Below are 13,592 nucleotides of genomic sequence, written 5' to 3' on the forward strand. Positions count from 1 at the left end.
CCCTTTTCCCTCGGTATTCTAATTATCCTTGAGCTAATTGATGTTTCTTATAAGTTATTAATGCTAACTTCATAACTGTAGCTCCATCCATTTTCCCATATACATCTTTATCTATTACTGCAAAAGGTTTATTTTTTGGCTCTAATATTCCTTTTAAGAAGTCTATTTTGTGAGCTATTTGAGGACCTATAAGTACTATATCCCAATCATCAATTTCACTTTCTATTGAATCTGCTGGTATAGCTGTGAATTCAAAATCTTTTTCATTAAGTTTGGCACTTTCTTTTACTACCTTTTTCATATTTTGCATTAGCATATTAGTCGAAAATCCACCTGCACAACATAATAATATCTTCATAATAATTCCTCCTAAAATTTGTATTTTTTATTATCTCTTAAAAGTATTTAAAACTTTTTAAAAGAAATTTTATATAAATAATCTATTTATACACTACAATTACTTATCAAAACAATATATCAAAGCCTCTATCAAATCTTTTGCTAGTTGAGAAGTCATATAGTGGTCTTGAGCATGTACCATTAAAAGACTCATTGCTGGGCTTTCAACATCTTCATTTAAATCCTGAGTTATTAATTCTGTCTGTATTCTGTGTGCTTCAACATCTATTTTGCGAGCCTCCTCTATCAATAATTTTGCTCCTTTAAAATCTTTTGCCTTCACTTTTTTTAAAGCTTCGAAGGCCTTTGATTTACTTTCTCCTGCAGTTGATATAAGCTCCATTATTTGTACTTCTGTTGACATTTTTTTATTCTCCTTTATATAAAATTTCTTATATACTTATATTTTTCTTCATCAAAATTTAAAATTAACTGTGTATACAATCTTATAATGGCATCTAAATCTTTATTACTTACTATAGAAAATGCACAATGACCATATCTAACTGGTACACAAGTTACTACACAAGGTTTCCCTTCATTTACAAGATGTGCTTCTCCTCCATCAGTCCCACCTGATTCAAACATATCATGTTGAAGTAATATATTATTTTCATCAGCAATTTCTATTACATAATCCACCATTTTTCTACTAGGGACTAGAGTCCTATCTCTATGCATTAGCATTATACCTTTATCAATTTGTTTCTGATTTGTATAATCTCTCACAAACTCATTCTTAGTACATGCTACATCTATTACAAATACTATATCGGGATTTATTAACTGTGTTGATGTCTTTGCCCCTCTTATTCCAACTTCTTCACTACTTGTAGCTACAAAATGAATATTACAATTTAGATTTTCTTTCTTAAGTTCTTTTAAAACTTCTCCCATCACAAAGCATCCTATTCTATCATCAAAAGCTTTTCCCACTAATCGGTCTGGCAAAGTAAATTCCTCAAAGTTTGTCGTATATGTTACCATATCACCAACATTAATCCCTAAATTATGTACCTCCTCTTCTGTATATGCTCCAATATCTGCATATATATTTTCAGCTTTACCATCATTGTATGTTGCATTTATGATAGCAGGGATTTTTTTCCCTTCTTTTGTTGTAATTCTAACTTTTTGTACAAACTGTGCAAGAGGTTTTACCCCTCCTATTGTTATTAGGTGAATCATGCCAAGTTTGTCTATACTTCTCACCATAAATCCAACTTCATCCATATGAGCACAAACCATTATGTTTGGTGCATTTTCATCTTTTATCTTAGAAAAGATTATACTACCTAGCCCATCACATATAACTTTATCACTATAAGCTTTTAGCTCTTCTAGTAAAACATGTCTAACCTCTTCTTCATTAGATGCTATACCATCTGCTTCTGATAATCTCTTAAAAAACTCTATATTCATGTCTAACCTCCCAGATAGATTTTTAACTTATACATAAACTCTTCATAGGATTGTGACTTATTTAGCATATCTACCATATCCTTATCAGCCATAATCTTACTTAGATATTTAGATATTTGCTTATGAAGCTCTAGATTTCCCTTTATTAATGAAATCATGAAAATAATCTTTGGTACTCTATTTTCATAACTAATATCAGTTTGTATCAAGGCTACTGATATAATATTTTTATTACCTGTCATTTCAATTGGATGAGGTATCGCCACACCATTTGTATAAATAGTACTCAAATAGCTTTCTCTTTCCCACACATCTTTAGGATATGTTTGAGAACAAGCTCCTTCATCAACTATACATTGTGACATACTATCAAGGATATTCTTATATTTGATTTTTTCTTTTATACACCTAAAGTGATTCTTATCAAATAGACCTAATATATATTGTTTTGGGCTTGATATATTTCCTATATGGTCTGCAAATCTAATACTTTCTTTAATATCCAAATAATCTAGTTCGTCTAAAATTTCATTTATAAGTATAACTGGAGCATTTATTTCAAATAAAAGATTTGTTATTGAAAAAATCAAGTCTGGTGCAAATTCTATTACAGCTTTTTCTTCTAATAATGAAAAATTTCTTATCTCAGCATTTGGAAATATCTCTTTAAGTCTTAAATTTATCAAAAATGCACTGCCTCCACCAGAAGAGCATATTATTGCTATCTTATATTTTTTATTAAAGTTAGCCTCTTCTCTCTTTTCGAAAGGAACAGCAATATGAGTAGCTATAAAACCTATTTCATCTTGACTTATTTTTATATGATACTCATTTTCTATGATTTTTGAAAATTGAATAGATAAATTAAAAACAGTTGGATACTGTTGACTTATTTTAACTGAAAAAGGATTTATTATCTTGTGATTCTTCTTTATACGTTCTATTAAACATGCAATATGTAAATAAAATAAGTTGAGAAACTCTTTATCTTCTAAAAAGTTAGAGTTATACTTTTTATCTATATCTTTAAAAAATTCACACATAATATCTTGAAGTTTATTTTTATCTATATTCTTTATGGTGGCTTTCTTATCTTTAGTCCTTAATTTTATAAGCTGCTTTAAATAATACTTTTCATCATAAGTAAGGTTACATTTTTTATCTCTAAAAATTTTATCTAATAATTCATCTATAATTAAATCTTCTGTATATGATTCTAAATCACTAACATTTCTTGCTACTCTCATGCTAACTCTTATATACAATATAATAATTTGTGCTAATATTTCCTCGAGTTCTGTTAGGTTGACTTCTAAATCATGTTCATTAAGTACATTTTTTATTGTACTTCTGATATTATCTAATTTAAAATTATCTATAAACTTATTTCTGTACTCTATTATATTTCTATTCCCTTTAAAATAACTCTCCACTAATCTGCTTTGAATTTCTTTTATAGACCCTTCTATTTTAATTCCATAATGAGCCTTTCGTTCCAATTTTAATTCTGTATCTTTTATCTTTTTATCTACCTTTTTTAAATCATTTTTTATTTGAGATGAACTTACTAAAAATTTTTTACTTAACTGTTCTATAGTTTTATAACCTTCATTTACTAAAAGTTCTACTATTATAGATTCTAACCGTTGTTCTGGATTTTCAACTAAATCTGAGGGTAAGTTTTTTAGGTAATGCTCGAATTTATCTTGGTCCTTAATATTTAGAATATATCCTAGTTTAGACTTATATTCTAATTTGAAACCATTACATTCTTTTATAGTTTCTATATTTTTTATTTCATTTCTGATAGTTCGAGTAGATACCCCAAACTTATCTGCAAAATAATCTATATTTAGATAACCACTACTATTTTTTAATGTTTCAAGAATAATGCGTTCTCTCATATACCCACCTCCCTCAGTGTTATTATCACGTTTTTCAAAGTAGTATTAAACAAAAATATTTTCTTATCAAATCAACATTTTTGTTTTAATTTATCGAATTTTATATCCTAGTATATTTTAACACCAAAATTTAATATACATATTTCATAATAATAAAATATATAGTTCAATTTTTATTATATTTTAATTATATATGTAATACTTTACCAATAAAAGCTGATATTTTTCATCAATTAAATGAAAAAAATACACCATTATACCTATAATTGATATAAACTTTTCATATAACAAATATCCTAAACTTATCTAAAATAAATTTAGGATATTTTATTTTTTATGCTTTATTCACAGACCCACAGACTTTAATCTTTTCTTTTACAAAATCCTTTACTGATTGAAGACCTGATAATCCATATTTCTTAGGGTCTATAACTTCATAATCTTCATTTAAAACCTTTTTAACACCATTACTATATGCAATTCTTAATTCAGTTGCATAGTTAACTTTTACTATACCTCTTCTTATAGCCTCTTTTATAATATCATCATGTATTCCTGAACCTCCATGCAATACTAAAGGTACTGAAACTACTTTTTTAATTTCTGATAGTCTGTCTAAATCTATTTTAGGGTCACCCTTATATAATCCATGTGCAGTACCTATAGCTATAGCTAATGAAGATACTCCTGTTCTATCGACAAACTCCTTTGCCTCTTTTGGATTTGTATAATCATTACTATCTCCACCATCTAAATCATCTTCTTTTCCGCCAACTTTTCCAAGTTCTGCTTCCACTGGTATAAAAGACGGGCTACATGCTTTTACTACTGACTCAGATAAAGATATATTATTTTCAAAACTTTCATGAGAACCGTCTATCATTATTGATGTATAACCATTTCTTAAAGCTTTCATCGCAAGGTCAAAACTTGAGCCATGGTCCAGATGCATTGCTACAGGTATCTTTACTCTTTCCGCAGCAACCTTTGCATTTGCTAGATAATAATCAAGCCCTGCATACTTTACAGTAGACGGAGTAGTTTGTAATATTACTGGAGAATTTAACTCCGCAGCAGCTTCTATAACAGCAATTACCATCTCCATATTTTCCACATTAAATGCTCCTACTGCATATCCTTCATCTTGTGCTTTTTTAAGCATAGATGTTGTTGTTACTAATGCCACATTGATACCCCCCAAATTATTTAATTATAAGATTTTAATCATACTTTTAATATTCATATATTGTTACACCTTTTACTACTCGATTTACTGTTCCTGTAGCTGATGGTGTATCTGGTTTATTTCCAACTTTTATCGATACAAATAGTGCTATAGTTTGTGCAAACAGTATGTATGGCATTGCAAGATACACATCTGGTAATTTATTATATTTTTCTCCAAACTCAAACTTTATTCCTGAGAAGTTACTGTCATTTTTTACTGACACTGCACAAGTTAATTTAGCAATTTTATCTCTTTTTATCTCCTCTAAAACATCTAAGTCATATTTTCTTGTATATGAACAGTTAGATACAAATTCAAACACAAATGTCTTTTCATCAATAAATGATTTTGGTCCATGTCTAAATCCCATAGGAGAATTATATACTGTAGCTATTTTACCTGCTGTAAGTTCTAAAAGTTTTAGTTGTGCTTCTTCTGTCAAACCTCCTAATCCTCCTGAACCTAGATATACAACTCTATCAAAATCTTTATTTATTAACTCATGTATTTCATCTTTTCTATCTATAACAGTCCTTCCCATTTCAATTATTGTATGTATATATGACTTCTCTGCATCATCTTCTAAACTATCGAATATCAATATAGCAGATAACATCATACATGAAAAACTTCCTGTCATAGCAAAACCTTTATCATTTGATTTTGATGGCATTAATAACAAGTAATTATTTTCATCATTTTTAGTCATCTTAGCCAATTCTCCTTCTGGATTGCAAGTTATAGCTAAATGATAAAAATTATCTACAATCTGATTCCCTAAATTTAAAGCCGCCAAACTTTCAGGACTATTTCCACTTCTTGCAAAGGAAATTAATAATGTTGGTACATCTTTTTTTAAGTAATCATATGGATTAGAAACTATATCCGTAGTAGGTATTGCTTCAAATATGTATTTTCTTATATCATTTTTATTTTTAAGATAAGGAAGTATTGAGTTGCCTACATAAGCTGAAGTTCCAGCACCTGTAAATATAACTCTAAACTGTCCATGATTATTACCTATTTTATCTATAAATTTACTTAGTTTTTCTTTGTTGGATTTATAGATTTCATAAGTTTCTAACCATAATTCAGGTTGTTGTTTTATTTCATTAGTTGTTATTATTGCACCTAAATCTTTTAATTTTTGTTCTTCTAATTTAAACATTTTCATTCCCCTTTCATACTTGCAATATTTATTTTTGGTAATGAGGTTATAACCACTTTTAAGTGTAAAAAAATATACTCTATACATTTTGATTGCTCTGATAGGTTATTTTTAGTTTATCTTAAACAATTTAATAGAATAGTACTATAGACGTTTTGGCATCTTTATTTTATGATAAAAATTTATTTAAACCAAAGTGGTAATTACCACTAATCCAAATATAAATTAATTTGAATTTTTTGTCAATACATAAAATATTTATATCAATCAATTTTATGGATATTCTTTAAAATTAATTGATAATTTTTCTTTATTTAACTACTTATTTATTTGCATAAACTCCACATTTATTTTTTGACACAAAGTTTACAAATTTATGTGTCTGAATTATAATCAGTTCTGTAAACATAAAAAACCTAGGAGAAAGTATTATGAAAAATATAAAAATAGGTATGATAGGTCTTGGCTCTATAGCTCAAAAGGCATATTTACCTGTATTAACAAAATCTGAAAGATTTGAATTTGTGGGAGCTTTTACTCCAAATAAAGCCAAAAGAGAAAAAATCTGTAGTGATTATAGACTCACGCCATTTGATTCTATTGAGTCCTTAGCAAAAAAATGTAATTGTATTTTTCTACATAGCTCTACAGAAACACACTACGAAATTATAAAGATATTATTGAATTTAGGTGTTCACGTATATGTAGACAAACCTCTTGCTTCAACAGTAGAGCAAGGAGAAGAGCTTATAGAGTTAAGTATGAAAAAAAACTTAAATTTAATGGTCGGATTTAACCGTAGATTCTGTCCTATGTACAAAGAAATTAAAAAGAATGCAACAGAAATTGTGTCTATCAATATATGTAAACATGGATTAAATTCTCTAAGGAATGTTAGATTTGACAGTACACTTATAGATGACTATATACATGTTATTGATACTGCTTTATGGTTAGCAGATGACGATATCGAAATCAATGGAGAGGATTTATTTTTAACAAACAATAATAATCTAATATTTGTAAGTCATAAGTTTAAAAGTAAGGATTTCTCTATAAATACCTCTATGCATAGAGATTCGGGAACAAAATTAGAACAAGTTGAAATTCTTTCAAAAGGTAAGATTCAAAGAGTTAAAAATCTTAATGTACTGGAAACAGAGGAAGGTGGAAATCTAACTTCAAAACAAAGTGGTGCATGGGTAGATATATTAAAACAAAAAGGTTTTGAGGATATAGCAAATCATTTTATTGATTGTCTAGAAAATAATAGAAAACCAGCTATTAGTGGAGAAGAATGTATTAAGGCTCAAAGATTAATAGGGAAAATTATAAGTTCTGTAAAATAAAATTTATTATAAAAATAGGCTAGGGGAAAATACCCCTAACCTATTTTTATAAAATACTATGTTTTTTATATATCAAACCTATTATATTCGTATCAAATCTATTTAACTTAACTTTGTTACTTCAACTAAATCCTTATATTTCTCAACTTCTTCTAAGTCTACAAATCCAGTTTCCATATTTAGAGCATTACTTATGCCACAAGCATTTGCAAATTTAAGTAAATTTTCTATTTTATAACCTCTTGAAATACCTACACTAAATCCAGCTATCGTGCTATCTCCACTACCTACAGTATTTACACACTTTACATGTGGCACTTTCACATCATATACACTATCTTTACTTAAATAAACCATACCATCCTTTCCTAGAGATATACAAACATTCTTTGCACCCATTTTAAGAAGTTTTTTTCCTGATAAAATAACTTCCTCTCTTGAATCAATAGTGATTCCTAATAAATGTCTTATTTCATCTATATTTGGCTTTATTAAATATGGTTGAGACTTTAAAGCTACTTTTAAAGCATCTCCTGATGTATCTAATATAAATTTTATATCATTTTCTCTACATACATTACCTATCTTTTCATAATAGTCGATCGACATATTCTCACAATAACTACCAGATGCCACTAGTATTTTAGTATTTTTTAATACTTCCTCTATATCATTTTCAAATCTCTTTAAATCACTTTTTTCTACTATTGGTCCCTTTTCTAAAAACTCTGTACTTGCTTTATTGTCTTCGATTATATTTAAGCAACTTCTAGTTTCCTGCTCTATTTTTGTAAACTTATTTTGTATATCTAGTTTTTTAAGTTCATTTTTTATAAATTCTCCATTAAATCCTCCTAAAAATCCCATAGCTAAAGGATTTTCTTTTAAAATTTTACATACCTTAGCTACGTTTAATCCTTTACCTCCAGCAGTTGCATTTGTACTTACTACCCTTTGCACCTCACCTATGTTTATACTATTTACTCTATACATTCTGTCTATAGCTGGGTTAAATGTTATTATTGTAATCATACTAGATTCTCCTCATTACTAAGTTTTTACTTTTCTAAATAATAAATTAATATGTAAAACATAAAAAACCTCATCTATAATATATCCTAAAGTGGTTATTACCAATTTGAATATAAATTATTTTACTCATTTTGTCAATGTCTCATAATTTCAAAATAAATTAATAGTCTTACTTATTAAATTTTGATTAAACTTTATTCATTGACATAAATTATTCTATATTTTATAATCAAATTGTGGTAATAACCACTTAGAAAGGACTATATTTTTATGATAAAAAGAAATGATAAAAGACCAATATATGACCAGCTTGTTGAGATACTAAGAACTAAGATTGAAAATGAAATGGAACCAAATGATAGAATGCTTTCTGAGAGGAAAATTTGTGATGAATATGGAGTAAGTAGAACTACAGTTAGACTAGCTATGGCTGAATTAGAACATATGGGATACATATACAAAAGACATGGAAAAGGAACTTTTGTTGCTGCTCTCAGTCAAAATTCTCAAAACTTAATGGAAAGTTATAGCTTTACAGATTATATGAAAACACAAGGAAAAAAACCAAGTACAAAAGTATTATCATTTGATATAGTAGAAAGTACAAAATATTTTTCTGAAAAATTAGGTATAACTCCTGGTGAAAAAATAATAAAAATAATGCGTTTAAGACTTGCTGATAATCTTCCTATGATGCTTGAAAGAACATATCTCCCTATGAAAGAATTTACAGGATTGACACAAGAAAAAGTCGAACAAAAACCTTTATATGAGATATTTAGAGAAGATTATGGAGAGATTATTAAAGTAGCTGATGAAGAATTTTCAGCTGGAATAATATCTGATAAGGAAGCAAAGTTATTAGAAGTGCCAGGAGATTCACCTTGTCTAAAATTGCTTCGTACCACATATAACGATGACAATATAGTTATTGAATTTACTTTGAGTGTTGCTAGAAGCGATAAATTTGTATATAAAGTAAGGCATGTAAGATAGTAAATTAAATAGATTTTCAGAAAACTAAATGTGTTATAAGTGTCAAGACTACAAATGATAGTATAAATTATGAGGAGGTAGTTTTGAAAAATTTTATTTATGCAGATAAATTTTTTATGAAATATGGAGTCAAAGAAAAAGGTTACCTTAGTATAATTAATGGTAAATTTGGTGAATTTCAACAAGAAAAACCAGATACTACTGATAGTGTTATAGATTTTTCAGGCAAATATGTTGCCCCTGGTTTAGTTGATACTCACATACATGGACTTTTAGGTGCAGATGTCATGGATAATACATTTGAGTCAATAAACACAATTTCAAAAGGTTTATTAAAATATGGAGTGACTTCTTTCCTACCCACAACTTTAACGGATTCTATAGATACACTGAGTGATTCTATAGAAAATATAAGTAATAACTATGATAAAGTTGAAGGAGCAAAAATACAAGGCATCTATCTAGAAGGTCCATTTTTTACAGAAAAATATAAAGGTGCTCAAAACGAAAAGTATTTTAAAGACCCTGACATCAATATTTTGAAATCATGGCAAAAGAAGTCAAAAAATTTAATAAGAAAAATAGCAATTGCTCCAGAACGTAAAGGTTCAATAGAATTCACAAAATACGCTACTAAAAATAATATATCAGTAGCACTTGGTCATAGTTCAGCTAAATTTGAACAGGTTGAACAAGTAGTTAATTCAGGTGCTAAAGTGTTTGTACATACATATAATGGAATGAGCCCTTTAAATCATAGAGAACCTGGAATGGTTGGTGCTGCTATGTCACTAAAAGATACTTATGCAGAATTAATTTGTGATGGACATCATGTAAGCCCGATAGCTGCTAAAATAATGATGGATGTTAAGTCTAGAAATAATATTGCTTTAATTACAGATTGTATGAGAGCTGGTGCTATGGATGATGGCGACTATACTCTTGGTAAGTTTAATGTAAATGTAAAAAATGGTGTTGCAAGGTTAAGTAATGGAAGTTTGGCTGGAAGTGTGTTAACTATGGACAGTGCTGTGAAAAATATAGTTGATTGGAATATATCAACTTTAGAAGATGCAATAAAAATGGCTACGTATATACCTGCTTTAAGTTGTAATATTGATAATGTCTGTGGCTCAATATGCCAAGGTATAGATGCAGACTTTATAGTAATAGATAATGACTTTAATATACACGAAACTTATATAAATGGTATATGTAAGTACAAAGCTAATAAATAAGTTCTATATAAAATTATAGGGACTGTCTCAATAGAGATAAGCTTCTTTTCCCATTGTTGAAATGATGAAAATATATTAATTTTATACAAAAAGAGTGCCTCATTAAATAAAAAGTTCATTTTGAGACACTACCTTTTATAATATTTTTATTTTATGGAACAGTTTATAAGAGTTAAATCCTATTTATCAATCTGTTCTCTAAGCCACTTAGTTGCTACATCTAGCTGTTTATTTTCATCTTTTTCTTCAATTGTAGGCTTTATACCTTTTTCATTGATATAATCTCCATTAGGTGTAAAATATTGGGCAGTAGTTAGTTTGTATCCTGTTCCATCCTTCAATCTTACAACTGATTGTACCAACCCTTTACCAAAAGTTGTAGTACCTACAGAAATACCTTCTTTATTATCAACGATTGCAGCTGTTAATATTTCAGCAGCAGAGGCACTTTCTCCATTAGTCAATACTACTATTGGAAGTCCCAATTTTTCTTTATCAGATTTCAAGTACTCAGTATTTCCTTTATTGTCTTTTGTATATACTATAGTTCCTTCACCAATTAGCTCATCAGCAACTTCTTTACATATATCCAACATTCCACCAGGATTATTTCTAAGGTCTATTACTAATCCTTTAATATTTTTTGATTTTAATTCTTTTAAAGCTTTGTCAAAGTCAGTATATGTACTTGATATAAATTGGGTAATTTCTATATATCCTAAATCATTATCAATTACTTTACTTTCTATACTCTTCTCAACTATCTGTTCTGTTTTTACTTTAAAGTTTAGTTGTTTATCTTCTCTTAATATTGTCAGTTCAACTGTTTTCCCTTTTTTACCCTTCATCATACGCACAGCTTCATCTGAATTCTTATATGACACAGATTTTCCATTGACTTTTACTAATTTATCTCCTGCTTTTACTCCTGCTTTTTCTGCTGGAGAATCTTTCATAGGGACTACCACTAATCCGCCATCTTTTGATGCTCCTATATACATACCTACACCAACATAAGAACCTTCACTATCATTAATTAGATTCTCCATTTCATCTTTAGTGTAATAGCCAGAATATTTATCATTTGTCCCTAAGAACAAACCTTTTGATGCTCCATCTACCAAGTCAGCATCTGATACTTTTTTATAAAAATCTTGTTTTATAATAGATTCTAGTCCTAACAACTTATCATATTTTTTATAGTCTTCATAGATTTCTTTCGATATTACAACTTTATTCCCCAATGTTAGCTGAAATGCTGATGTAGCCATAGCTGTTATAATTACTAAAATCACCCCTAAAAAAATAGCTTTCTTTTTTGAAATCACAAGATACATCTCCTTTTACATAAACTATTATTATTATATGACTAGCTGTTATTATTATTATATGACTAGCTGTTATTTTTATTACATTTACCCAAATATATTGCTTTATTACAATAAACTATACTAAAATTTATATTAAATATAATTGCTGTACACATTATAACATATTAAAGGGAGGAATATTTTATGAAAAAAGAATTTAGGAAAAAAGTTATTGAATCCAGAAAAAACAAAAGTTCAAACTTTGTACTTAGTAATTCAAATTTAATAACAGAAAAATTACTTCAAATGGAAGATATAAGAAATGCAACTAATATAATGCTTTATCTAGATTTTAACAATGAAGTTCAAACAGATAATTTAATCAAAAAACTTTTGTCCCTAAAGAAAATAGTCTCAAGCCCTATAACAATAAAAGAAAATCATACATTAATCCCTACTCAAATAACAGATTTAAAAGATGGATTGAGAATTGGAGCATATGGAATAAGAGAACCTAACGAAAAATCACCTAAAATTGACATTAAGGCTTTAGATGTTGTAATTGTACCAGCTGTAGCGTATGATATACATTGCTATAGACTAGGATATGGTGGGGGATTTTATGATAGATTTTTAGAAAACTTAAGAAAAGATGCTATAACTATAGGAATAGCATTTGATTTCCAGATATTCGATTCTATTCCAAAAGAAAGTCATGATGCACAATTAAATTATATCGTTACTGAAACTAGAATTATTACACCAAATAATTAGAACATTAAATATTTTATACAGTAATAAATTTTACTTTTAATATCTTAACTCAATGAGCATTTTCAGTCATGGTTTTTACAATAATAAGAACCGTACATGATTTACTTATATTAATAAAAACCATGACTTTACTATATAATACGCAGTTATTTAATTATAAAATATCTTCTTATTTTGTCGCATTTAATTCTATTCTATCTGGAAGCTCACTCATATTCGTTTCAACAACTATGTATGGAAAAGAATCCTCCTTATCTTTATACTTTATCTTGACTCTCAAAACATCCTTCCCTTCTTCGCTCACACTTTCTATTTTGTCCATTTCGATACCATATTTATTGTTTCCTCTAGTCACTATAATGTATATTTTGTTATCAATTTTTGCTGCTAGTGCTCTTTCTTCGTTTGTATACTTATCCATCACATCAAGTATCTTTTCTGGAATTGAATTTCTTTGTAACACTGTATAATCTATAGGTTTAGATTTCTCTACAAACATACTTGGTATGAATATAAATCCCCCTATCACGAATACAAGAGCTATAACCCCATAAATTATACCTTTAATGTTAAACTTTACATTCAATCTTATCACTCCTCCCATATATTCTAAATATATGATTTATAACCTTATCTTAGACTCTAAATTATTGATTAGGCTTATCCAGAATTATAAACATATGTAATGCAATAAAAAAACATGTTTTCCTTATTTTATAATAAATGAAATGTAAAATAAAAAGAGCTATATGAAAACAATTAATTGTTTTCA

At 28.1% G+C, this 13,592-nt stretch carries 13 protein-coding genes; 4 read left to right on the forward strand and 9 right to left on the reverse strand.

Annotated features, from left to right (window positions below):
* Nucleotides 1-22: 22 nt before the first annotated feature.
* The 6 genes from KGF39_RS11480 to KGF39_RS11505 form a co-directional block, all read right to left on the reverse strand.
* Nucleotides 23-358 carry a PTS sugar transporter subunit IIB gene (locus tag KGF39_RS11480; protein ID WP_054275303.1) on the reverse strand — a complete coding sequence of 112 codons (336 nt, stop codon included), beginning with the start codon at nt 356-358 and terminating at the stop codon, nt 23-25.
* 99 nt (nt 359-457) lie between these two features.
* Nucleotides 458-763 (reverse strand): PTS lactose/cellobiose transporter subunit IIA, encoded by a 306-nt coding sequence (locus KGF39_RS11485; RefSeq protein ID WP_054275304.1) that lies wholly within the window; start codon nt 761-763, stop codon nt 458-460.
* A 14-nt stretch (nt 764-777) separates the two neighbouring features.
* Nucleotides 778-1,821 carry an aminopeptidase gene (gene ypdE, locus KGF39_RS11490; protein ID WP_227822408.1) on the reverse strand — a complete coding sequence of 348 codons (1,044 nt, stop codon included), beginning with the start codon at nt 1,819-1,821 and terminating at the stop codon, nt 778-780.
* 2 nt (nt 1,822-1,823) lie between these two features.
* Nucleotides 1,824-3,725: a BglG family transcription antiterminator gene (locus tag KGF39_RS11495; RefSeq protein WP_227822409.1), complete on the reverse strand. Its 1,902-nt coding sequence runs from the start codon at nt 3,723-3,725 to the stop codon at nt 1,824-1,826.
* Between the two features lie 334 nt (nt 3,726-4,059).
* The gene (gatY, locus tag KGF39_RS11500) at nt 4,060-4,911 is read right to left on the reverse strand and encodes a tagatose-bisphosphate aldolase subunit GatY (protein ID WP_227822410.1); all 852 of its coding nucleotides are present in this window, start codon (nt 4,909-4,911) and stop codon (nt 4,060-4,062) included.
* Nucleotides 4,912-4,957: 46 nt separating this feature from the next.
* On the reverse strand, nt 4,958-6,121 hold the full coding sequence (locus KGF39_RS11505; protein WP_285891580.1) for an SIS domain-containing protein: 1,164 nt from the start codon (nt 6,119-6,121) through the stop codon (nt 4,958-4,960).
* Nucleotides 6,122-6,552: 431 nt separating this feature from the next.
* Between KGF39_RS11505 and KGF39_RS11510 the strand changes: the two genes are divergently transcribed.
* Nucleotides 6,553-7,470 (forward strand): Gfo/Idh/MocA family protein, encoded by a 918-nt coding sequence (locus tag KGF39_RS11510; protein WP_227822412.1) that lies wholly within the window; start codon nt 6,553-6,555, stop codon nt 7,468-7,470.
* 102 nt (nt 7,471-7,572) lie between these two features.
* On the opposite strand, the gene pfkB is transcribed toward KGF39_RS11510, so the two are convergent.
* Nucleotides 7,573-8,502, reverse strand: a complete 930-nt coding sequence (pfkB, locus tag KGF39_RS11515; RefSeq protein ID WP_227822413.1) for a 1-phosphofructokinase — start codon at nt 8,500-8,502, stop codon at nt 7,573-7,575.
* Nucleotides 8,503-8,772: 270 nt separating this feature from the next.
* Between pfkB and KGF39_RS11520 the strand changes: the two genes are divergently transcribed.
* Together KGF39_RS11520 and nagA are read left to right on the forward strand one after the other, a co-directional pair.
* Nucleotides 8,773-9,498 (forward strand): GntR family transcriptional regulator, encoded by a 726-nt coding sequence (locus KGF39_RS11520; protein ID WP_107596153.1) that lies wholly within the window; start codon nt 8,773-8,775, stop codon nt 9,496-9,498.
* 83 nt (nt 9,499-9,581) lie between these two features.
* Nucleotides 9,582-10,736 carry an N-acetylglucosamine-6-phosphate deacetylase gene (gene nagA, locus KGF39_RS11525; protein WP_227822414.1) on the forward strand — a complete coding sequence of 385 codons (1,155 nt, stop codon included), beginning with the start codon at nt 9,582-9,584 and terminating at the stop codon, nt 10,734-10,736.
* Between the two features lie 179 nt (nt 10,737-10,915).
* Here the strand turns inward: nagA and KGF39_RS11530 are convergent, their stop codons facing one another.
* A complete protein-coding gene (locus tag KGF39_RS11530; RefSeq protein ID WP_054275312.1) occupies nt 10,916-12,073 on the reverse strand; it encodes a S41 family peptidase in 1,158 nt (385 codons plus the stop codon).
* A gap of 177 nt (nt 12,074-12,250) precedes the next feature.
* Here KGF39_RS11530 and KGF39_RS11535 point away from each other — a divergent pair, with 177 nt between their 5' ends.
* Entirely contained in the window at nt 12,251-12,820 is a 570-nt protein-coding gene (locus KGF39_RS11535) for a 5-formyltetrahydrofolate cyclo-ligase (protein WP_227822415.1), read from the forward strand.
* A gap of 169 nt (nt 12,821-12,989) precedes the next feature.
* Here the strand turns inward: KGF39_RS11535 and KGF39_RS11540 are convergent, their stop codons facing one another.
* On the reverse strand, nt 12,990-13,406 hold the full coding sequence (locus tag KGF39_RS11540) for a hypothetical protein (protein ID WP_054275314.1): 417 nt from the start codon (nt 13,404-13,406) through the stop codon (nt 12,990-12,992).
* Between the last annotated feature and the right edge of the window lie 186 nt (nt 13,407-13,592).

The organism is Clostridioides sp. ZZV14-6345, from assembly GCF_020657775.1.
Classification (GTDB): domain Bacteria; phylum Bacillota; class Clostridia; order Peptostreptococcales; family Peptostreptococcaceae; genus Clostridioides; species Clostridioides difficile_D.